Source organism: Metabacillus malikii, assembly GCF_030813355.1.
Taxonomy (GTDB): Bacteria; Bacillota; Bacilli; order Bacillales; family Bacillaceae; genus Metabacillus; species Metabacillus malikii.
The window spans coordinates 61,662-85,153 of record NZ_JAUSUD010000005.1; the positions used below are offsets into that span (position 1 = coordinate 61,662).

The following is a 23,492-nucleotide window of genomic DNA, read 5'->3' on the forward strand; positions in this document are numbered from 1 at the left end:
TTTTCGTTAATGATAAATTTCGGGTGATTATATCCATAATCACTCAGTATAGAGAACATCTTACAAGATGCTATAAAAAGATTATCAAATGTTTTTGCAGAAAATATGCATTTTCATCTTTTTATAAAAATCAGAAATTTACTTGTAGCTTCATTAAATACTTTAAAAATATATTAGTCAGAAATAAAACAACAAGTAGTTTTACTTTACTACTTGTTGTTAGTTATTACCTATTAAGTATTTTTAAAACAATATTAATTAAGTCTTTATTATAAATTACTTTCCTTTATGTTCTTTATCCCAATAATATTCACTTATTGCTTCACCTAAAACATCAGCACTACGGTATAATTCTTCCAGAGTATTCTCTACCCCCCCGATTTCCACAATAACACTATTAGGAGATAAATCTTGATTATACACACCATTACCTTGAGATTTATCTTTAATAATAACTCCTTTTGAAAGACCAGAATATCTTTTCTCAATAATAGCATTAATCTTACTTGCAAAATTTAAATTCTCTTTATAGTTTTTATGTCCACTTCCAATAATAAATAAAATTTTTGCCATTTGTTCTCCATTAATGTTTGCTGTTGTTAAATCCTTAGGCAGTGAGTCTCGATGAATATCGAAAACCATTTCTAAATCATTATTTTTTCGTTTTTCTTGCAAAACAACTTCTCTTGACATTTTATAGGAATCACCAAAATCTAAATTTTGATTATTTAATAAGTTTATAATATCTATGTCACTGACATTATTCCAAACTCCATTATTTCTTAATGATCGGCCTAATCTTTTACCAACTAATGCTACATTTAGTTTTGAATGATATGCACTTTCACGAGCTGTTCCTTGTTTAAAATAAGGTAAAAAAGATTCTCTTGTATGCGAAAAGTAAATAAATACCACCTTTCTACCCAAGGTGCTGTGGCTCTCTCCCTGTGTGATATTGGGACGTTTTATAATAGGTTCGTTAAAAGAATTGATTTTATCTTTATTTAATGCAGCATCCCTTCGAAGTGCTTCCTCGTCTGGATTCAGTTCAATTGAGGTTTCAAAATTTCCAGGAAGTTCCCTTTGTAAACTTTGATTTATAAAAGGCATGGTAAGTTCGTTGTTTTTTTTACCTTCAAAATTACTGCGAAAATAAAGTTTTCCTTCTTTTTCATATAGATAGATTACTAGTATTAATAAAAAAAATAGCATTGTAATTGATATTAACAATAATAGTTTTAAGGTTTTTTTTCTCAATTTATTCATCATTAATCCTCAACAGACTTAGTTGTAATATATAGTTATTATCGGCATTCATATTAAATATTAATAGGCTAAATTTTTATTAAAAATTATGTATCTAAGAAAAACTTCATTTACCAAAAAATAACATCCATTAAAACCTCCCCATGGAATCAATTACCTATGTCCCGTCATTTGATATTCCATTTTGTACTAAAATAAGAAGTTATTTAAATTTTTAGTGTTATTAAATCAATTTGAAATTGTTAATTTTTAGAGATTGTAATATAACTGTAATAATTTTCTTGTCGAGTTATGTCGGATCTCAATGTTATAATGCAGCTAGCAAAAATATCAAAAATTTATCTCAATTAACTAGATATTGAATTAAGTTTAACGCTCAAAGTTCACTTGACTTTTTTAAAAATACAAAAATTAGTATATTAGAAATTTTGGAGGTACTTTAATGTGAGAAAAAAGATATTCCCCCATGGAATGGCTGTTTTAATAGGTATAATCACTATCGTTACACCCATTAAAAATAATGCTGTAACTGCTAACTCGGATTTAAATCAGAAAAAGGAAGAGCTTCAGAACGAACGTAATGGTATTAGTTCGACCATAGAAGATAAAAAAGATGAAATTGCTGAGTTAGAGCAAAAAAAGAAGAACCTCGATGCTGAAATAGAACTTTTAGATACAAAAATGACAGAAACAAATGTGCAGATTCGTCAACTTAAGCTTAAGATAGATGCAGATTCGAAAAAAATACAAGAATTGAAGGAGAAAATTAAGGTAGTAGAAGAACGTATTGCAAAGCGTAATCTCTTATTAAAGGATCGTGTAAGAGCATTACAAGAGAATGGTGGAGTAGTAAACTATTTAGATGTACTACTAGGTTCTCAAGACTTTGGGGATTTTGTAAGTCGAATTAATGCAGTTACAACTATTGTTAATGCTGACCAAGAAATTATAAAAGATCATGAAGAAGATATTAGTCTTTTAGAACAAAGTAAACTAGAATTGAATAATGAGTTAGAAGAGTTAGGTAAGTCTGTAACGGGATTAGAAACTTTAAAAAAAACGTTAAATTCACAAATAGAAGAAAAAAATAAAATTATGGAACAAGTCACAATTGATCATGAGGCAGCTGAAAATGAATTATATAAATTAGAAGATGAGTCTACTTTCCTTAAAGAACAAGAATTGACTATTCAAAAAGAATTAGAACGTCAACAATCAGAAGCTATAACATCTTCAAACGTATCAACAGTAACAGATGGCAGTTTTATGTGGCCAGCAAAAGGAACCTTTACTTCTGGTTTTGGACCTCGTTGGGGAAAATTACATGGTGGAGTTGATATAGCGAATAGTGCAGAAGACGTTCCAATTGTAGCATCTGCAAGTGGTACTGTAATTCGATCATATTACTCAAGCAGCTATGGTAATGCCGTCTTTATTTCTCATAACATAAATGGAAAAGTATATACAACAGTATACGCACATATGGATTCTCGTTTAGTAAGTAGTGGACAAGCAGTAACAAAAGGACAACAAATTGGATATATGGGTAATACGGGAAGATCTACAGGAAAACATCTGCATTTTGAAATTCATAAAGGTGCTTGGAAAAATCCTATAAACCCATTAAATTTGTTACCTTAAGTTATCTTACTTATCATGTACTCTATAAAATTCTTTTTTATAGCTTAATAAATGGATATATAAAACAATCACCTTCGAATGCTTTTTTAGTTAATACAACATAATAGGATTCGAAGGTATATTTTAATAATTATTGATGGTTCAGTTCACATAAAAAAATTATGTTGAAGATTCGCCTTTTTCTCCCTTCTTATTTCAATTACTCAAATATTTCCATTACTTTGCACCTTTACTTAAGGTATAATTCTTCACAGTTTCCAATTAACAAAAATCCCCATATATAATTTTCATGAAATGTCACAATAACGGTCATTTTTGTTACAAAGTTCATTTTAAAAATAAAAAGATTATAAAATTGCAATCTAGTTGTAACAAAAATGTGTAACAAAATTAATTTGTAACAATATTAGTCCAATGACTTTTTTGATACAATTAAATAGAAAAGGAAGTGAATTTTATGAAATTTGGATATATGCGAGTATCCACTATGGATCAAAATTTAGATCGTCAGGAACAGCAATTAATAGAGTTTGGTTGCGAAAGGATTTTTTTTGAAAAAGTAACAGGTACAAAACGGAATCGACCAGAGTTAAACCATATGTTGGAATTTCTTCGCCCTGGAGATACAGTTGTGGTTACCGACCTTACTCGGCTTTCCCGTTCTACTAAAGACTTAATTGAGATTGCAGAATTAATTTCCAAAAAGGGTGCGAATTTAAAAAGTTTAAAGGAATCTTGGCTTGATACCACAACAGCACATGGAAAAATGCTCTTTACTGTTTTTGCGGGGATTGCCCAGTTCGAACGGGATTTAACTTCTGAGCGAACTAAAGAAGGTATCATGGCTGCAAGGAAACGTGGGAAATTTCCAGGTAGACCGCCTATTGATAATGAAAAATTAAATTACGCATTTTATCTCATGGAACAAGGTATAACACTTACTGAAGCTGCAGATAAAGCCGGAGTATCCAGAATGACTCTATACCGTAAAATGAAAAATAAATAGTAGATTCCTTGTTAATTTTTGATAGAACTAAAAAGCAACTATGAATTTAGTTGCTTCACTTTCTGAAGGAGTTGTTTATATGAGTAAAATTCCCCCATTAACATCGTATTCAGAAGAACAAAGACAAAAGGCTATGGATAAATACTGGTTAATTGCTCCTTATCTTAATCAGGAGAAAAGTTTGAAATCTATTGCTGAAGAAACGAAAATTTCAAAACGAACACTTCATAATTGGATCAGTAAGTATGAACAATTTGGATTAAAAGGTTTGATTCGCAAAAGTCGTAAAGATTCAGGAGAATTTAAAATTGAAAAAAATGTGATGGATGTGATTAAGAATTTAATAATTAATCATAGAAGAAATTCAGTTGCATCCATTCATAGAAAAATATGTGAAGTGTGTAATAAAAACAATTGGAAACAACCTAGTTATTATCAAGTTTATTCGATTTCAAAATCTCTTTCACCAAATTTAAAGAAATTAGCCTATGAAGGGAAAAAGGAATATCAAAATAAATATGATTTAGTCCACCGACGAGAAGCTAGTCACCCCAATGAAATTTGGCAAGCTGATCATACATTGCTAGATATTAACGTTTTAAATGAAAAAGGAAAACCCGAAAGACCTTGGCTAACAATTATCTTAGATGATTATAGTCGAGCAGTTGCCGGGTACTTTTTAACCTTTCAATCACCCTCTGCAATAAACACGTCATTAGTCTTACACCAAGCAATATGGAAAAAGGGAAATCGTGATTGGCCTATATGTGGTATCCCAGAGAAATTTTATACTGACCATGGAAGTGACTTTACATCCATACATTTAGAACAGGTAGCAATTGATTTAAAAATCAATCTAGTCTTTTCAACTGTAGGTATTCCAAGAGGGCGAGGTAAGATTGAAAGATTCTTCCTAACAGTTAATCAATTATTTCTACAAGATTTACCTGGTTATTTAGGCAATCAAACTAGTACTTCACTTCTTACTCTTAAGGAACTTGATGAGAAGTTTTCAATTTTTATTATAAATAATTATCATCATAGGATTCATGGCACAACAAAAAAACAACCAATACTTAGATGGAATGATTCAGGATTTTTACCTAATATGCCAGAAAGCTTAGAAAGTTTGGATTTACTATTATTAAATGTGGCAAAGCCAAGAAAAGTTCACTCAGATGGTATTCACTTTCAAGGCTTGAGATATATGGATACAAACTTAGCAGCATACGTTGGTGAAACAGTCCTTATTCGTTATGATCCAAGAGATATTGCAGAAATTCGAGTGTTTTATCAAGATAAATACCTATGTACTGCTATTTCACCCGAAATTTCTGATTATACGGTAGATTTAAAAGAAATTATTTCTGCACGAAATAAAATAAGACGAAACTTAAAGAATCAACTAGAATCTAGAAAATCTGTTGTAGAAGAAGTTGTTATATCAAAACAAAGAGATAAAAGCCAGTTAACTAATCCCGATAAAAAGAAGTCAAAATTAAAGAGGTATCTTAATGAGTAAATTGCAGAAATTTATTGAAACAAAAGAATATAAAAGGTTTGCTGAGTTTTGCGATGCTTGTATCAAATATAAATATATCGGTATTTGTTATGGACCTCCTGGAGTTGGTAAAACATTATCTTCAAGGTATTATTCAAACTGGGATTTTATTGAGAAGCAAATCGCATATAAAGGAGCAGATGAAATAGGGTTAAATGCAGATGATCAGATTCTTAAAGCAAGAACAATTTTTTATACAGCACCGGCTGTACGAGCGACTAAAATGACTGATCAAATCAATCTTATTGGATCCAGAATGAATATGGTAAGAACTATGTATAAAAGAGAAGAAGAAAATTACACTACTGACGCTTTTGAAGATATCGACTTGATTATTGTTGATGAAATAGACCGACTAAAAGTACAAAATTTAGAACAACTAAGAGATATTTATGATAGGAATAAGTATTGCAATGATATTGATTGGAATGCCTGGTATTGAGAAGCGATTAGCTCGGTACCCTCAACTCTACTCTAGGATTGGATTTGCTCATGAATTTGATAAACTTAGTAAAGATGAAGCTCATCATATTTTGGAATATAAATGGGAAGGATTAGGACTTTCAATTCAACTTAAAGATTTTTCTGATTATGAGGCAATTACAAGTATCATTAAGATTACCGGAGGAAACTTTAGGCTTATACAGAGACTTTTCACTCAGATTGAGAGAATACTTGAAATTAATAATCTTAATGCTATTACTACAGAAGTTGTGGAAGCTGCACGAGATAGTTTAGTGATCGGAATAAATTAGATATAAATAGAAGCTATCTTTATAAAAAGAGATAGTTTTTTATTTACTTATAGTGCAAATTATCGCTTAAAATAGGTGAAAAATAACTCCTAAAGTGACAGAATGGTTATTTCGGTGTCAATACTTTTAGGTTATGACACTGAAAGTCTAGTATAAGATGTAGAATATAACCAGATCTTTTGATAAGATAAATTTACATATTATAGAAAAGGAGTAGTGGAATGATATCAGTTGAAAAAGGAAATTCCGTTTATTTAAGTAATAAATTAGATGAGTTAGTTGAGAGACTTGGTGATGAGAACATTAACAGATATATAGATTTTTACGAAGTATTCCCTGATAGTCTACAGAAGCTATTATCGTTCTTTCATTATGAATTTAACCGTTTATTGAGATATTTAAATGGTAGGCTTAGAAATGGACACTATACTGCTCATGAAAGTAGAGACTTAATTTATTTAATTAATGAAATTAAAACAATTCAATCGAATTTAAAAGGTTCAGAGTTAGATTTTGATTTAACCCAGGACTATAAACAGCGGCTAATTGAATGTGAGGATTTTTTACGAGATAGTGGCGGAAGTCCTATCCCTAATGATTTTGAAAAGGTGAATATTATTGAAAACGAACCAATATTTTATATTCGTACAGCTGTTAAAGTCCCTAGACAGGGAAGAATGACTTTATACCAAACAAAAGTAATTGGGGAAGGTTCATATGCAAGGGTACATAAGTATAAAGATGAATACTACAACCGCCCCTTTGTCATCAAGAAGGCACTAAAAGACCTAAATGATAAGGAATTACAGAGATTTAGACGTGAGTTTGATGAGATGAAAAAACTCAAGTCCCCTTATATTATTGAAGTTTACAACTTTGATGAAGAAAATAATCAGTATGTAATGGAGTACGCTGATGAAACACTTGATGACTTCATTCAAAAGAATAATACAAAATTGGATGTAAATGAAAGAGTTAACCTAGTAAGACAAATCCTTCAAGCATTTATTTATATTAACAGTAAAGGTATCTTACATAGGGATATAAGTACGAAAAATATCTTGATTAAAAAATATGAGGGACTAAATGTTGTTAAAGTGTCTGATTTTGGTTTAGTAAAAATACCTGATAGTACATTGACCAGTAAGAACACTGAGTTTAAAGGTTCATTAAACGACCCTAAGCTTGAAGTTATTGGATTTGATAATTATGAGGTAAGGCACGAGACATATGCATTAACAAGATTGATTTATTTCGTTATGACTGGTAGAAGAACACTAGGTTCATTTAACAGAAAAGAGTTCGAAGATTTTATTATGAAAGGTATTTCCGATAATATTGATGAACGATATAAAGATGTTGAAGAACTCCGTAATAGTTTTGTTAAGATAAAAGCTTTTAATTAGCGGATAGCCGCCAGGTATTTAGTGATTTTAAATAATTGTAATTTATTGTAATTGTATAAGTGATTAGGAAGGAGGAGAAACATGAATAAAAAATTACAGGTTTTTGTTTCTTCAACATATTTAGATTTAAAAGAGGAAAGACAAAAAGCAGTTGAAGGGATTTTGAGAGCAGGGCATATTCCTGCAGGAATGGAATTGTTCACTGCTGCTAGTAAAAGTCAATGGCAAGTTATAGAAGAATGGATTAAAGAGTCTGACATCCTCATGTTAATACTAGGAGGAAAGTATGGTTCTATCGAGCCTGAAAGTGGTAAAAGTTACACTCAATTGGAATACGAATTTGCTTTAAGACATAAGATACCTGTTTTTGCAATTGTGTTAAGCGACCAATACTTAATCAATAAGAAAGCTACAAGTATAACACTTGAATTATTTGAGCGTGAAGTTAGGGAACCACAGATAGAAAAGTATGACGGTTTTAAAAAGTCAGTTCTATCTAACTTAGTAAGATTTGTTGATAATATAAGTGAAATAGCCACCGAAGTTTCCTACTCATTACAAGATTTTATAAAAAAAGACAAAACTGAATACAATTTTCGGGGCTGGATTAGAGGTACAGAGTTTGACCAAAACAACCCTGTAGTACAAAGTCCTCAAAACAATAAGATATTTGAAATGGATGAAAGTTTGTTAAACGAAGTTATTGATAATCTTGAGAAAGAGAATTTTATAGATACAATTGAGTACATATCTACTTATTGTTCTTATAATTCCGATACTAGGCAGAAGATAGATGATTTTGTTTATACATATTCTCAACCATCCAAAAGGTTTTTTAATCAGGAATTACAAAGTCTATTCAGAAAATTATTAAAGTCTCTTGATGATTATACAAACCATTTAGTGGGTAACTTTTTTCCAAAGAATGAGAGACTATACTTATATCCGGACTTAAATATTGACCTTACTTGGGTGGATGAAAAGGGAAGAGAATTATACGATAAGCATTTAAGAAAGTTATCCCAGATCTCAAGAGAAACTATAGATGAGATTAGAGACTTTGTATATGACTCTCGGATTACACTTTATAAATAATAGGAACTAATGCCACTCCTGTATGTACTATCAACTCAACACATGTGGAGTGTGTAGCGCTACTTGTTAGGAAACAAAATTAATGCGATATAGCTAAGAGTATTGAGCCTTTCGACTTTGAAAAGGCTCTTTTTTGAATGAAAAAGGATTTGATTTTTTGAACAAAGTAACATTAACATTAAGTAATATATTTGCCAACAGACCAACAGACTAGTTATAATAAATATACGATTAGTAATTTTTAGGAGAATGATATAATGCCAGGATACAAAAAAACGCCAAATGCAAAACCGATTATTAACATTACTTTATCTGAAGATTTATTAAATAAAATTGAGGATTTTAGATTTAATGAGAGAATTCCAAGTCGTTCACAGGCAATTTCCATATTAATAGAGTATGGGTTTATCAGTATTGACAATAATAGTAAAAAAGTAGAAGAAAAGGGTTAAGTAAATATAGTATGGAAGGAGTGTAATTTTAGGTGACGAAACAACTAGAGGCTGTTAATACACTTAAATATGCGACCGTGGAAAATGCATATCGATATCGACCGATTATGAGATTTTTGTTTGAACAATATGAGAAATTCAGATATTACAATAAAACTGAAGAAATATTAGCTTATTTGAAATCACTTAATATAGTTGAAGTTGATTTTTCAGAAGAACAATTATACCAAGATATGAAAACACTTGAATCGTGGGATTGTGTCATTTCAAGGCAAGATAAAGAGATGGTTTATACGATTGAGGATTTCAAGAAGAAACGATTAAAGTTTCAAATTACACCACTTGCTTATGAAATTGAAAACACATTAAAAAAGCTAGATGAATTAGATGAAGTGCTAACAGGTGCTTTAGAAAGTAAGGAATTTGATCGTATTTTAAAAGATATCGAAGTGATAGCATATTCGAACATCGAGAATGAAACAAATGAAGTGATCTATGATCGATGGATTACGTTAATGAGAAGACTAGAAAATTTAAAGCGTAATGCTGCAAATTACTTATCACATATTAAAAGTGATAAGGCAGAACAGCTTTTTAAAACAGAAGAGTTTTTACTATATAAAGAAAAATTCACAGATTATTTAAGTAAGTTTATCCTTTCAATGAAAAAAACGCGCTATAAAATTTCTCGTACTCTAACGGATATTGATATTTCAGTTATTGATTCGTATATTGAACGACTGATTGAATACTTTTCTACGATTCCGACAATTGACGGCACTCGTTTTAATGCTGATAAAAATCGTCGAATATATAAAGAAAAGTGGATGGAACTGCAAAATTGGTTTGTTAAAAAGCCGGATATCGAATGTGATGTTGATGTACTTCTGCAAGAAACAGATAAAAGTATTCAACTAATTAGCCGATATGCACTTCAACTTACGGAAATGAAAAATAATGCGAGAAATAGAAAAGAAGACTACAGGAAGTTAGCCTCGATGTTTCTTCATTGCGAGGATGTTAATAAAGCACATGAATTGGCAGCATGCTGTTTTGGACTTTCGTATTCTCGCCATATTTTTGGTATTCAAAAAGTGACAGATACAAAAGATGAGGAAATTTGGGAACAAGAAATACAGATCATTGATACTGTACCTAAAAATCGAACGTATGAAAGAAGTAAGCGAATTAAATCATATGTAAAAGACAAGAAAAAAGAAAAAGAAGAAATGAAAAATGTTATTTTTGAACAAATGGAAAAGGAAAAGGAAATCATCCAAGCGCTTATTATTAACAATCAAATACTCATGAAAGATTTGGGGCTAAAAAGTAAAAAACAGCCCATTGAAAAATTTGTGAGAAAGGCAATATTAGATTGGATTGCAAAATCTGTTCAAGATAAAACGTTCACCGCTAGAACACAATATGGAAGGAAATTCACACTTCAAAAAAAATCAACTGAAAATATTGAATTGAGATGTGTCGATGGAATCTTAATACTTCCTGATATTGCATTTCATTTTGAGGAAGCAAAGTGATGGACGACAAAGAGCGAGTACGTGAAGGCATCACGCTTCTGTTAGAAGATTTTTGGTTTACTCGAAAATACGATTTAGATAAATATTTATTAATCAGACAAAATCGAAAAGAAATTCAAAAGTATTTTATTGATAATTTTGGTTATCAATTAATAATAAACAACGCAGTGGTAAAATTAGAAAAAATTCCGAGTGAAACAGCAAGCTGGATGGGAATTCAAGATTTCTCTGACCCACTAGATTATGCGTTTTTTATGGCTATTCTATCTTATTTAGAGGAAAAATCGACTGATGATATTTTCATTGTTTCAATGCTTAGTGAGCATGTGAAGCAATTTCTTTCACAAGAAATAGATATCAAATGGGAAAATTATCGCCAACGCTTATCTTTTGTTAGAGTGATGAAATATGCAGAAAAACAACAATTGCTAGAAGTAATGGAAGGTGAAATCGACCTTTATAAAGATGATGAAACGATAGAAGTATTATACCGGCCGACAATGAAAAGGCCTCAGTTCACTTCTATCAAGAAACATTTGAATGGACAAAAGAGTTGTTTGTTCAAGAGGTGAATCGCAAATTAGTTGAAACATATGATAAAGAGGTTTTACTAGTAGAAGAAGATATGATTGCCTTAGCAGAGGCTGCTATTGAAGATGATGTTCATTTTGCAAGAGAAAAGGTTCAAACACTGAGGGATAGTATGGTGAGAACCTTTAACGAAGTTCGAGTCCAAGGATTAGAAGAATATTCACTTACCCTTACTGACTCTGATTCATTTATTAAAGACATTAGCGATGAGGGCTATGAACAATTTTCGAATGAATTGGATAAAATTACAGCGACCTCAACAAGGCAAATGATTCATTTAACTACAGACGGGAAATTAGTTTCCCCGCAAATGCTTCAACATATCATTGAACAACAAATACAAGCTATTAAAATTTCCTTAACAGAGGAAGATGAACGATTATATAAAGAAGTGATTTTAGATAATATTGGTGAGCGTATTCGTGAACTAATCAGTAAAGCGGATACATGGAAAGAAGAAATTAACGAGTATATGATGGAAACGAATGCCTCTAATGGATTGAAGCTATGGCTACAATGGAAACCGAAAAAGGCAACAGAGGATGGAGAGATGTCAACAGCTGAGCTAGTAAAATTATTGCAAAAGGATCCCAATACTTTAAAAGACAGCGATTATAATAAATTAAGCAAACATTTTAATTCGAAAATTAAGTTTGCAAAAGAGAGCTATGAAAGTGATGATGCATTAAGAGATAAATCATTTGATGTGTTAATTAAAGACATTTTAGATTATCGTCAATGGTTTGAGTTCAAAATTTATTATCAAAAAGAAGGGGAAACTCGTAAAGAATTAACAAAGACAAACTATAACACATTAAGTGGTGGAGAACGTGCAATGTCCATGTACATTCCATTATTATCAGCTCTCTACTCTAAATTTATTTCAGCAGGGGATTCAGCTCCATTTATAATTTCAATGGACGAGGCATTTGCTGGAGTAGATGAGAATAATATTTCCACGATGTTTAAATTAATGAATGATTTCGGAATGAACTATATTTTAAATTCACAAGCTTTATGGGGGACATATGAAACAGTGGATGCTTTATCTATTGCAGAAATCATCCGACCTCAAAATGCTAAAGAAGTTACAGTCATGTTGTATAAATGGAATGGCAACGAATTAAAAACGGTAAAAGAAGAAGTGGAAATTCCGGCAACAGTTGAACAACAAAGCCTGTTTGATACGTTAGAAAAGCTAGAAGTTGTAAGGTGATTGTATGAATAAACTTCAAGATGCAATAAACTATTTTAAAAATGAGGCGGGATACTCTCGTCTTTTTGAAAAATTTGCAGCAAAGATGGAAAGCATAGGGCATATTGGTGGAAGCATTACAATATCTAATTTAACAGATAATGAGAAGAAGGTATTACGAAATTGGTTCGGACGCGATTATACAAAGAAAACCTCTACAACTGTCTCTTTGAAAAAATTCGAAAAGCAGTTGGAGGATACGAGATTTCAAGGTTGATTTTTACAAGGTTGTAGAGGGAGTGGTAGGAACAGAAATATTTTATAAAAAGGATGTAAAGCAGTTAGAAGAAGAAGCGAAAATTGATTTTTTCCTTCAGCTCGCTAATCAATATCCATCAACAAATACGAAGTGGCTTACAGAATCGATTGTTCATAAAGAGTCTGCAGCAAATGGATTTGTACAATCATATAACCAAAAAGATTATCAATCTATAAAAAACATCTATAAGACAATAATGCTATTGCCACTTAAAACAAAAATTCGGCTACCGGTACTAGCTGAAAAGATTGCTGGAGATCCGCATTATTTTGATAAAGAAACCAAATTCATTACAGCCTTACAAATTCTAAAATCGAAAAAAGACAACACTCCATATTCTAATGACACCAGTATAGAAGCAGTAAATGAATTATTGTACGAATACGGTATTTTAAAAGATGACTTACAAAACTTTGTTACTTGCTCAGGTTTATTGGCCAAAAATAATGGTGAAAATGTTCGCTCATGGGATTACCTTTATGATGAAAATAGTGTGCATAACGTACCCCTTCGTGAATTAATTAAATATGATAGGATCTATCCTAAAAAGGGGAAATGTGTTTTCATTGTTGAGAATTCTGGTGTGTTTTCGAGTATATTAGATATGCATAAAGGAGAACCATTACCCATTGTTTGTACTCATGGGCAGTTTAAATTGGCTGCGTTGCAATTAATCGAAAAATTATGTAATGAAAATGTCGCGATTTATTACGCTGGTGATTATGATCCTGAGGGACTACAAATGGCGCAGAGGTTAAAAATGAAATATGGTCAATCAATTCATTTTTGGCGATATACAGTTCAAGATTATATTGAGGCATTATCAGAAATAGAAATAACTCCTTTAAGTGCATCGAAGCTATAACATTAAGGAGTCTGAATTGGCCGCAATAAAAAATGAAATGGTAAAGTTAAAAAAGGTTGGCTATCAGGAAAGACATATTGAAAAGTATTACAAGGATATTATCACAATGCAAGAATGAAAACTTTGTGAGGTGATCTTATGGGTATGCCAGAAGGGAAACAAAGATATACGTATTCAGACTATGTTGGAATGGGGGAAGAATTTTTCTGCGAAGCGATTGAGGGGATTGTAATTGGCATGTCTCCATCTCCAACTCCAAAACATCAAGATGTTGTAGATGAATTGACAGCAGAGTTTAAGATGTACCTACGCGGAAAAGAATGTAAGGCTTTTTCATCACCGATTGATGTTTGTTTATTTGCTGAAAAAGAAACAAAACTTGATGATATTAAAGACTGGGTGCAGCCTGATTTAATGGTTGTTTGTGATAAAGATAAAATTGGTGAAAAATATATTATTGGTGCACCAGATTTAGTAATTGAAGTTCTTTCACCCTCAACTGCCAGGAATGACAGATTAGTAAAGTTTAACAGCTACGAAAAAGCAGGAGTTAAGGAATATTGGATTGTCGACCCATATAATATGTCAGTCGAGATATATGGTCTAACTGGGAAAAACTACAGGAAGTTAGGTGTCTTTGGAAAAAATGATATACTAACTGTTGATACTTTTAAAGATTTTCAAATTGATTTGAAAAACATTTTTAAAGAGTAAAATGAAATTATTCACTGATTTTTTATAAAGTAGAAGGAAGTAGAAAAATAATGGATGGATTCCTGGAAATCCAATTAATAAGCCGATGTTACGGAGCGTAACATCGCTGTTACAGTACGTTTCTTGTGCTTTTTGCTCTGAAGGATGTAGGATGAACGTATCGAACATAAGGAGGTCACGAGGATGAGCTTTAGGAGACAAGTTAAAGGAAGCGAGAAAAGAAGCGGGACTATCACAGGAACAGTTGGCAGAAAAGATGAGTGTGTCTAGGTCGGCAGTGGCAAAATGGGAAAGTAATAAGGGGATGCCGGATATTGAAAATCTTAAGTCAATGGCATTGCTTTTTAATGTCAGCATAGATTATCTTTTGAGTGATGAAAGTACAATTGATTTTTCCGAAATGAAGGAGCCAATTGCATTAGATGATTTTGAAGTTACCGGAAAATGCAGGTCAAAAGAGGATGCTGTTGTGCTGGCTAAATATCCTAATGCAACTGGTATTTATCCACTAATCCGCTCAAAGAAATTAAACAAAACAGAGAATGTTCTAGATTTTCTGTTCCAGCCTGGAATATTTCAGATAGCAAATTACGCCGCAGACAACTCAGCTTATTATTTGGTTGTAAACAATAATAAGCAATACCTTGTTAATGTGACAAAGGAATTCATTAAATCTATTGAACTCGCAAAAAAGATTACAGATAAGAAGTTTGTTGTAGGAGATAATAAATTCAAAAAGGCAGCTTATAAGATAGTGGGATAATAAATTTTCATGCCACCTATGAAGCAGATTCCTACTGAATTCTCATGAACTTTTATAACTAAATAACATTTCCATTTTATTGATTATGATTATGTAGTATCCCGGGTTTGTTCCAATACGAACTCGGGATTTTTTCTAGTGTGATTCAAAGGTATTTTCCTAGCTGTTACAGAATTACAAGTGCTAGCTTCACACATATTGTTATAAATTATCAACCATGGTATAAGTGTAAAAGAAGCCTAATAATGACTTTGTATTTTTTGACTGAACTTATGTCTAAGATAGAACGAAAGGGTTTCCTTGAACAAGCCATTATGTACAAAGGAAGTGAATCGATGTCAAAAATAGTTATTATCGAAGACACGGAAAAGATAAGAGAGGAACTTACAACCTTTTTAATCAGATATGGATATGAGGCGGTTGCGCCAACAAATTTTGAGAACATTATTGATGATACTCTAAAGGAAGAACCAAATCTTATCCTTTTAGACATTAACTTGCCGATATTTGATGGTTACTATATTTGCAGAGAAATAAGAAAAAATTCCGATGTACCTATCATTGTTGTTACGAGCCGGGATAATGAGATGGACGAGCTAATGAGTATGAATTTAGGTGCGGATGATTTTATTACAAAACCATATAATACTCAAATTCTTTTGGCGAGAATTGAATCGATCTTAAGAAGGGTGAACGGGTCCGGTGTTCGAGAGACGATTGTTTATCATGAATTAAAGGTTAATTTATCCAATGGTTCTGTTACATATAAAGGGGAAACAGCAGAGTTAACGAAAAATGAAATGAAGATTCTTACTTGCTTATATAAAAATAAAGGAAAGATCGTGTCAAGAGATGACCTAATGGACTATATGTGGAATGCAGATGTTTTTGTCGATGATAATAACCTCTCTGTTAATGTTACGAGATTAAGAAAAAAACTTGAAGGGTTAGGGATGAAGAAAAATATCGAAACAAGAAGAGGGTTAGGTTATATACTACCATGAGTTTAATGGACTATTTAAAAGACAGAACACTATTCCTACTCATCAATTTTGTATTATTCATCATTGTAAGTGGCTGCATGTCATTAATGAACATGAATAGCAGCATTATTCTGCTAATTTTCTTGATTTGGTTCATCCCCATCACTGCTTATATCACGATAGAATTTTTCAAGCAGAAAATTCTATATAACGAGTTAAACAGTATCATCGACAATTTGGATAAAAAGTATTTGCTGCCTGAGGTTATGAAAAAGCCTGAAAATATTGAAGGTAAGCTTTTATATGAGTTATTGCAACAGGCATATAAGGACATGCATGAGCATGTAAAGAATTATCGGGATCGGGAAAATGAATATCGAGAATATATCGAAACGTGGGTGCATGAAATTAAGACGCCAATTGCATCAACGCGATTAATAATCGAAAATAATCATAACGAAATAACCCGTAATATTAAAGATGAAATCAAAAAAGTTGAGGAATATATCGACCAGGTTCTATATTATTCGAGAAGTAATAATGTCAGTAAGGATTATGTGATTAAAGAGGTTTCTTTAGCTGACCTTGTCAGAAGTGTTATAAAGAGAAATTCGCGAGACTTTATTAGCAAAGGAATTTCGATCGATATTGAAGCAGTAGAAGGCACGGTTTACAGTGACACGAAATGGTTGGAATTTATTCTTAACCAATTAATCGGAAATGCGATGAAATATTCAAGAGAACGTAATGGAAGGGTAACAATTAAAACAATAAGAAATGAAAATAATATCGTACTAACGATAGAGGATAATGGAATCGGCATCGTAGACAAGGATATACATAGAGTTTTTGAAAAAGGATTTACGGGAGAGAATGGACGAAGATATGGAAGGTCAACTGGCATCGGACTTTACTTATGCAAAAAACTGACTGAACAGCTAGGTTTAGGGCTTAGCCTAATGTCCAAAGTTGGAGAAGGAACGAAGGTTAGTGTTGTGTTTCCATTAGGGAGTGTAAACTTAATGAACTAATTTACTCATAACGGATATATAGCTATCGTGCATTGCGCGAGCTGTATATCCGTTTTTTTTGTGGCTTAGGAAACTATAAAATTCTTCTACTGTGGATAAGCGCTTCGACATCCAGCTCCAGCGCCTAGCCCCTCTAGGGTCTAGCCGCAAATGAATCGAAGACAAAGAGCGTCTTCTATTCATTTGCGTCTTATTTGCCCTAGGCTGAACAAGGCGCTTGCGCTTTTGTTCTTTCTTATCTTACAAAAATGTAACATTAATAAAATCTAATCCAATATGTCATGACCGATTTCACTGATAAGATAAGGACATCAAATAATATTTGTAGGAGGAATTCGAAATGAAAGAATTTGAAATAAAAAAAATAATCGTTCCAATAATAGTAGCCATATCTTTATTCGCAGGTTTCTACTTTGGATATGAATATGTTACTGAACCAAAAATAGTCGATGGTGTTGTGTCAAAAAATATTGATGACGAAGGAAATCCAACTGAGATAACGAAAACATTTTCACCAGAGGATTCAGTACATTTTTCGGCAAAGCAAAACAGATTCTGGATAAAGAAAGCTCAGATTGTATGGTATAAAGGTGAAATTAAAACAGAGAACAGATTATTTGTTGAAAAAGAAGTCAGTGTCAATGAAGCGGGATATTTCTCAACGAAGCTAGCAGATTTAGAAGGTCTTGAAGAAGGGCGTTATGGTGTTACTATTTATGTGGATGGCAAAGAAGTAATGGAAACTAAAGCTGTATTTGATGTGAAACAATAGAGATTAACTAATAGTAATAATGATGAGCGAAAATACGAAATTTGTGGAGGAAAACAATGCAAAATATATTAAGCGTTGAAAAAATCGAAAAATATTATGGGAATAAGGGCAATATTACAAAAGCGATTGATAATATAAGCTTTAATGTAAATCAGGGCGAGTTTTTAGGAATAATGGGTCCTTCAGGTAGCGGAAAAACGACTCTCTTAAATTGTATTTCAACGATAGATACTGTAACAACAGGCAAAATTATTATTAATAACAAAGATATTACGGCCCTTAAGTCAAAAGCTTTGGAAGCATTTAGACGTGATGAATTAGGCTTTATCTTCCAAGACTTTAACCTTCTTGATACATTAACTGCTTACGAAAACATAGCTTTAGCTTTAACTATACAAAGGAAGAATATAAAAGAAATTGATAAATTGATTAAAGATGTTGCGAGCAAGCTTGACATTACCGAGATACTAAGTAAGTTTCCCTATCAATTGTCAGGGGGGCAAAAGCAAAGAGTGGCTTGTGCAAGGGCCATCGTTACTGAACCCTCTCTCATTTTAGCCGATGAGCCAACGGGTGCTTTAGATTCAAAATCCTCAAGATTACTTTTAGGGTCATTTGAAAAGCTTAATAAGGAGTATGATTCAACGATTCTGATGGTTACCCATGACTCCTTTACAGCAAGCTATGCGAACCGAATCTTGTTTATAAAAGATGGGCGAATCTTTAATGAACTAGTGCGCGGAAATGATACGAGAAAGGAATTTTTCAATAAAATTATTGAAGTTGTTTCTTTACTTGGAGGCGATGTTGGCAATGTTCTTTAAAATAGCAATCAACAATGTAAAAAGAAGCTTTAGGGACTATTCGATTTATTTCCTTACATTGACTCTTGCAGTATGTATATTTTACAGTTTCAATTCGATTGAATCACAAAATGCGATATTAGAATTAAATAAGAATAAGACGTTTATGATGACGATGGATAAACTGATTGCTGGAACATCTGTATTCGTATCCTTTGTTCTCGGTGGGCTAATCGTTTATGCGAATAAGTTCTTAATAAAAAGGCGAAAAAAAGAATTAGGCATCTATATGACATTAGGAATGTCGAAAGGGAAAATCTCAAAAATTCTAATTCTTGAAACCCTTTTAATAGGTGTACTGTCCCTAATAACGGGAATTGTACTCGGAATCATCGCATCACAAGGTCTATCTGTACTTGTAGTCAATATCTTGGCAGAGGATTTGAACAAATATAAGTTTATCATTTCATTAAGCGCAGTCATTAAATCAGTTGTCTATTTTGGAATTATCTTTCTGCTCGTGATGATTTTTAATCAGCGTACGATTTCAAAATACAAATTGATTGATATGCTAAATGCAGCAAAGAAAAATGAAGAAGTAAAGCTGAAGAATTCTTTTGTATCCGTGGTTATTTTTATCGTATCTGTAGGATTATTAGCAGCTTCCTACATTAGGATATTAAAATCCGGCTTAGGTGCAGAAAATGCTGATTTAATCATCACGGTTCTTATGGGTGCTATCGGAACTCTGTTCTTCTTTTTCAGTCTTTCTAACTTCTTTATCCATATTGTACAAAAGAGCAAAAGAATCTATCTAAAAGATATAAATATATTTGTCTTAAGACAAATAAATAACAAGATAAATACGAACTTTCTTTCGATGACCTTAATATGTCTAATGCTTTTCTTAACCATTACGCTTATTTTTGCTGCTTTTGATATAAAAGGGTCGATTGACCGAAGTTCAGCGAAAAATAGAGATTTTGATGCTTCAGCATTTCTCGTTGTTAATAACGAATCCACAGACCCAAAAGTTAACAATATAGAGGAATATGTAAAAGACATAAACTTTACATTTGAAGCCCATGAAAAACATGTCTTTTATCATGATTACAAACTTAATATTAAGATAGAAGACGTGTTAGCAAAGTATTTAAGCAAGCAGGAGCAAATCGAGTTAGAGGAGAATTATTTGGATGGTGAAATATCCGCGTTAAAGGTATCGGATTATAATTCAATCTTAAAACTAAAGGGACAAGAGGCTATTAATTTAAATGAAAATGAAGTTTTAGTTGTATCAAATTACAGTCAAGTGAATAGTGCTTTACCTGAATATATGGAAAATGAAAACACTATCGAGATAGATAACAAAACATACACAATCAAAAATGAAACTCCAATCGAAGAGAGTATAAAGAACACAGGAAGTGCAAACTTCTTTTATCTCATCATTCCTGATAGCTTCAATGGAGAACTGCAATTAGAGTTCACAAGTTTTAACGTGATGTATGATGATAACAATTTTGAGAAATCGGAAGAGAAATTTTCAACCCTATTTACTAAGCTTTCAGAAGACAAATATAGACACATTAACCCAGCGTTAGTGATTGGAAGCACTAGGGAACAAGAGAAAGATAGAGAAAATGGTATGGCAGCAAGCGTTGTCTTTCTTGGTTTGTTTTTAGGGCTCATCTTTATCATCTCAAGTGCTGCGGTTATGGCATTGCAACAGCTATCTGATGCAAGTGACAGCTTGGAACGATATAAATCTTTAAGAAGAATCGGTGTTACTGAAAAATTAATAAACAAAGCGATATTGAGACAAAGCTTAATTTACTTTTTAGTTCCTCTAGGGCTGGCTGTTGTTCATTCAATCGTCGGTATGAGAGCAGAAAGTGATAACTTTACATTCCACTACCAAAGTATCATCATAAGTTCTTTAGTTCTTTTCATCATATATGGTGCCTATTTTTATGCAACGTATGTCGGTGTTAAGAATATTATTAGAAATAACAATTAAATAGGTGAATATCTAAAGATGCTTGGTGTGATGCAACCAGGCATTTTATTTTTCTTTAAGGCTTTTCTAAAAGATTGTGGTTTTTTGCACTAATTTTTTTTTAAGGGTTTGTTGGAGCAAAAGTGCGAGACTCTTTCGGGATGCGTGGGAGAGCTGAGACGTGAGCAGGCGCTTACGCTGAGGAGTACGAAAAGCGTAGGCGGCTTGCCCATCGACGTACAAACTGGAGGGGCATCGACTAAAGATTTAGGAATCACGATGAGCCGAATGGCGAATCGATGATGACTTATCGTAGGGAGGTGACCTGAAGTTTGCTTGTTCGTGCCGCAAGGAGCTATGAGGCTCAGCGCCCACCCTGCTATTGCTGAGTACTGTAGCGGAAACAAACCCTAAACGACAACTCAGTTAAAAGCAACAATGTTTACGAAAACAGCCTTCTTTAAAAAATCTAGACATTAGCTTAGATTATAATGGGGAGTTCGGGATTAGGGAAATCAACGTTGCTTTCGCAAAAAATAACGACAAGGTAGTAGCGGAGATTGATTTAGTTTACACTAGATGAGGTACATGTCCACTAAGGGATAAGTATGAATATTAATATAACAGGGAGCTAAATAATGGATAATAACGATATACTAATCCGATTAAGATATGCATTGGAAATAAAAAATAAAGAAATGGCAGAAATATTTAAACTTGGTGACGTCGAAGTATCAGTGCCAGATGTGGTCAAGATACTTACGAAGACATACGATGATGAGGAATATGAGAATGAGGATCAAATCAAGTGTACGCACAGCATGTTAGACTCATTTTTAAATGGCTTGATTATTTACAAAAGAGGCAGACAGGATCCGAAACCAGGACAGCCTAGCTCTCCAGAACCAGCTTTAAAGACAAGTGGAAACGTGAATAATCTCCTTTTAAAGAAAGTGAAAATCGCACTCGCTCTAACAACGGAAGATATACTGGATATTTTTGCATATGCAGGTTTACGGGTAACAAAAGGAGAGCTTGGTGCTTTATTACGAAAAGAAGGACATAAAAATTACAAAGAATGTGGAGATAATTTCGCTCGAAACTTTTTAAAAGGGTTAGCGGTCAAATACAGGGGCTAGTAATAGTCTGCGGGTGAGGAATATGGAGCATACATATTTAGGAGAGACATTACAGTTTGATGTAATCTACAAAAATCGAACGTCAATCGGCATTCGGATCGATAGCTATGGAATTGTTGAAGTACAGGCGCCGAAGGATACATCAAATGAAAGGATTTTTCTTGCATTAGAGGATAAATGGGAGCTCATTCAGCAAAGAGTGAAAGAAACAAAGGATAGGTTGAACGGACCACAGGTAAAGATTTATGAGAATGAGGAAAACTTTCTTTATTTAGGTAACACCTATCCGATTAAAATTATCCAAGATTCTAAAATCAATCAAGACTATGTTTTGTTTGAAGGTGAAAGGCTTCATGTGTATGTGAAGCAACTCGATAATGACAAAATAAAACAAGCATTACTACGATTTTATTACCAGCAAACGAAGACCCTAGTAGAGAAGAGGATACGAGTCTATCAAAGCAACTTTAAAACAAAACCGCGCTCTATTCGTATTATTGATAGTAAATCGAAATGGGGAACTTGTGACTCGAAGTTACAGTTAACATTCAATTGGAGGTTGGCAATGGCACCGCATGATGTCATTGATTATGTAGTTGTACACGAGATGTGTCACATGGTTCATCTCAATCATGATCGTTCTTTTTGGCGTCTAGTTGGGAAAATCATGCCTGACTATAAGGAAAAAGAAAGCTGGTTGGCTTATTCAAACTGGAAGATGACAGTTTAGAAGTAGAACACTATCTATTCAAGGTAGTGTTCTTTCATATTTCTTATGTATTCTATGTTCCTTATCGCATTATCATAATCATGACTTATGTATGATTATAATTTTGTTATAATTTGGTAAAATATACTTGTGATAGAGTGTTAAGCAAAGAAATATAAATTGCCTCCATTTGAACTCATTACTAATAGCTGGGGAAGAATGTTAAAGTGCTAAAAGAGATTTACTAGTCTGAGGTACATAAAGTCTAAAGAAAGAACATGACATTAATGATGTAAACACTCTTTTAGACTTTAAGAAAAAAGGAGCTGAAAAAGTTTGAAATTACTTAAAAAGGTATTTACAGGTTTTGTTACTTTTAGTCTTCTTTATGCAGCAATCGTAATGTTTGCGCCATGGTTCTTATATTTGCTGAATATAACAATAAATATAAAAATGCATCTTTTCTCAGTTGACCTTGGTGAAATTTTCACGAATTCAAATGAGATGTATGGAATTGTAACGCATCACGGAATATTGCTAGCTGGTCTAATCGGTGTGTTATTAACTATCTCATTTCATTATCTGTCTAAAATCAGAACTCACTATTCACCGTTCTAAAGGAGCGGTGTTTTTTTATTTCACTTCGAGATTTAAAGCGAAACTAAATAGGCGTACATTAATAGTTAGTATCTCCTCATATCGCCAATTTTCCAAATAATTTCTTGTTAGTAAAAAATAATTGATTTTTAGCCTTTCTATGATTACACTCAATTCGATAGCTTTCACTAATAATCTACATTTTTCGCTATATTCTATTTGTATTCATAGAATACTTACCAATTATTTAATCGATTAAATAGACTAAAAGTGAGACAATTTGCTATTTATA

At 32.5% G+C, this 23,492-nt stretch carries 22 protein-coding genes and 2 pseudogenes; 23 read left to right on the forward strand and 1 reads right to left on the reverse strand.

The window, feature by feature from the left end:
• Window positions 1-276: 276 nt before the first annotated feature.
• Window positions 277-1,266, reverse strand: coding sequence for a stage II sporulation protein P (gene spoIIP, locus J2S19_RS07125; protein ID WP_307339303.1), 990 nt, complete (start codon window positions 1,264-1,266; stop codon window positions 277-279).
• Between the two features lie 444 nt (window positions 1,267-1,710).
• On the opposite strand from spoIIP, the gene J2S19_RS07130 reads away from it, so the two are divergent.
• The 23 genes and pseudogenes from J2S19_RS07130 to J2S19_RS07240 all read left to right on the forward strand — a co-directional run bounded on the left by J2S19_RS07130 (window position 1,711) and on the right by J2S19_RS07240 (window position 23,221).
• Window positions 1,711-2,907, forward strand: coding sequence for a murein hydrolase activator EnvC family protein (locus tag J2S19_RS07130; RefSeq protein WP_144546790.1), 1,197 nt, complete (start codon window positions 1,711-1,713; stop codon window positions 2,905-2,907).
• 457 nt (window positions 2,908-3,364) lie between these two features.
• On the forward strand, window positions 3,365-3,913 hold the full coding sequence (locus J2S19_RS07135; RefSeq protein WP_307339307.1) for a recombinase family protein: 549 nt from the start codon (window positions 3,365-3,367) through the stop codon (window positions 3,911-3,913).
• Window positions 3,914-3,992: 79 nt separating this feature from the next.
• Window positions 3,993-5,435 carry a TnsB C-terminal domain-containing protein gene (locus tag J2S19_RS07140; protein ID WP_307339309.1) on the forward strand — a complete coding sequence of 481 codons (1,443 nt, stop codon included), beginning with the start codon at window positions 3,993-3,995 and terminating at the stop codon, window positions 5,433-5,435.
• Window positions 5,428-6,229 (forward strand): annotated as a pseudogene (locus J2S19_RS07145) (AAA family ATPase). The gene J2S19_RS07140 and the pseudogene J2S19_RS07145 overlap by 8 nt, the downstream one beginning before the upstream one ends.
• 221 nt (window positions 6,230-6,450) lie before the next feature.
• Window positions 6,451-7,635, forward strand: coding sequence for a protein kinase domain-containing protein (locus J2S19_RS07150; protein WP_307339311.1), 1,185 nt, complete (start codon window positions 6,451-6,453; stop codon window positions 7,633-7,635).
• A gap of 81 nt (window positions 7,636-7,716) precedes the next feature.
• Complete coding sequence (locus J2S19_RS07155; protein ID WP_307339314.1) at window positions 7,717-8,730, forward strand: DUF4062 domain-containing protein; 1,014 nt, start codon at window positions 7,717-7,719, stop codon at window positions 8,728-8,730.
• Between the two features lie 257 nt (window positions 8,731-8,987).
• Window positions 8,988-9,182, forward strand: coding sequence for a ribbon-helix-helix domain-containing protein (locus tag J2S19_RS07160; protein ID WP_307339317.1), 195 nt, complete (start codon window positions 8,988-8,990; stop codon window positions 9,180-9,182).
• Between the two features lie 32 nt (window positions 9,183-9,214).
• Window positions 9,215-10,720, forward strand: a complete 1,506-nt coding sequence (locus J2S19_RS07165; RefSeq protein ID WP_307339320.1) for a TIGR02677 family protein — start codon at window positions 9,215-9,217, stop codon at window positions 10,718-10,720.
• Complete coding sequence (locus J2S19_RS07170; RefSeq protein WP_307339324.1) at window positions 10,720-11,292, forward strand: DUF2398 family protein; 573 nt, start codon at window positions 10,720-10,722, stop codon at window positions 11,290-11,292. Before J2S19_RS07165 ends, J2S19_RS07170 begins: the two co-directional genes overlap by 1 nt.
• Window positions 11,274-12,527 carry an SbcC/MukB-like Walker B domain-containing protein gene (locus tag J2S19_RS07175; protein WP_307339326.1) on the forward strand — a complete coding sequence of 418 codons (1,254 nt, stop codon included), beginning with the start codon at window positions 11,274-11,276 and terminating at the stop codon, window positions 12,525-12,527. The genes J2S19_RS07170 and J2S19_RS07175 overlap by 19 nt, the downstream gene beginning before the upstream one ends.
• A gap of 4 nt (window positions 12,528-12,531) precedes the next feature.
• Window positions 12,532-12,783, forward strand: a complete 252-nt coding sequence (locus J2S19_RS07180; protein ID WP_307339329.1) for a TIGR02679 domain-containing protein — start codon at window positions 12,532-12,534, stop codon at window positions 12,781-12,783.
• Window positions 12,784-12,805: 22 nt separating this feature from the next.
• On the forward strand, window positions 12,806-13,690 hold the full coding sequence (locus tag J2S19_RS07185; RefSeq protein ID WP_307339331.1) for a DUF2399 domain-containing protein: 885 nt from the start codon (window positions 12,806-12,808) through the stop codon (window positions 13,688-13,690).
• 138 nt (window positions 13,691-13,828) lie between these two features.
• Window positions 13,829-14,404, forward strand: coding sequence for a Uma2 family endonuclease (locus J2S19_RS07190; RefSeq protein ID WP_307339333.1), 576 nt, complete (start codon window positions 13,829-13,831; stop codon window positions 14,402-14,404).
• 199 nt (window positions 14,405-14,603) lie between these two features.
• Window positions 14,604-15,167, forward strand: a pseudogene (locus J2S19_RS07195) (helix-turn-helix domain-containing protein); the annotation flags it as partial.
• Window positions 15,168-15,502: 335 nt separating this feature from the next.
• On the forward strand, window positions 15,503-16,171 hold the full coding sequence (locus tag J2S19_RS07200) for a response regulator transcription factor (protein WP_307339336.1): 669 nt from the start codon (window positions 15,503-15,505) through the stop codon (window positions 16,169-16,171).
• The gene (locus J2S19_RS07205; RefSeq protein ID WP_307339339.1) at window positions 16,168-17,181 is read left to right on the forward strand and encodes a sensor histidine kinase; all 1,014 of its coding nucleotides are present in this window, start codon (window positions 16,168-16,170) and stop codon (window positions 17,179-17,181) included. Before J2S19_RS07200 ends, J2S19_RS07205 begins: the two co-directional genes overlap by 4 nt.
• A 340-nt stretch (window positions 17,182-17,521) precedes the next feature.
• Window positions 17,522-17,953 carry a hypothetical protein gene (locus J2S19_RS07210; RefSeq protein WP_307339342.1) on the forward strand — a complete coding sequence of 144 codons (432 nt, stop codon included), beginning with the start codon at window positions 17,522-17,524 and terminating at the stop codon, window positions 17,951-17,953.
• 56 nt (window positions 17,954-18,009) lie between these two features.
• Window positions 18,010-18,777, forward strand: coding sequence for an ABC transporter ATP-binding protein (locus J2S19_RS07215; protein ID WP_307339345.1), 768 nt, complete (start codon window positions 18,010-18,012; stop codon window positions 18,775-18,777).
• Entirely contained in the window at window positions 18,767-20,776 is a 2,010-nt protein-coding gene (locus J2S19_RS07220) for an ABC transporter permease (RefSeq protein ID WP_307339348.1), read from the forward strand. Before J2S19_RS07215 ends, J2S19_RS07220 begins: the two co-directional genes overlap by 11 nt.
• A gap of 144 nt (window positions 20,777-20,920) precedes the next feature.
• Complete coding sequence (locus tag J2S19_RS07225; protein WP_307339353.1) at window positions 20,921-21,058, forward strand: hypothetical protein; 138 nt, start codon at window positions 20,921-20,923, stop codon at window positions 21,056-21,058.
• A 335-nt stretch (window positions 21,059-21,393) separates the two neighbouring features.
• The gene (locus J2S19_RS07230; RefSeq protein WP_307339356.1) at window positions 21,394-21,894 is read left to right on the forward strand and encodes a YehS family protein; all 501 of its coding nucleotides are present in this window, start codon (window positions 21,394-21,396) and stop codon (window positions 21,892-21,894) included.
• 22 nt (window positions 21,895-21,916) lie between these two features.
• The gene (locus tag J2S19_RS07235; RefSeq protein WP_307339359.1) at window positions 21,917-22,624 is read left to right on the forward strand and encodes a M48 family metallopeptidase; all 708 of its coding nucleotides are present in this window, start codon (window positions 21,917-21,919) and stop codon (window positions 22,622-22,624) included.
• A gap of 315 nt (window positions 22,625-22,939) precedes the next feature.
• Window positions 22,940-23,221, forward strand: coding sequence for a hypothetical protein (locus J2S19_RS07240; protein ID WP_307339362.1), 282 nt, complete (start codon window positions 22,940-22,942; stop codon window positions 23,219-23,221).
• The last annotated feature ends 271 nt before the right edge of the window (window positions 23,222-23,492 follow it).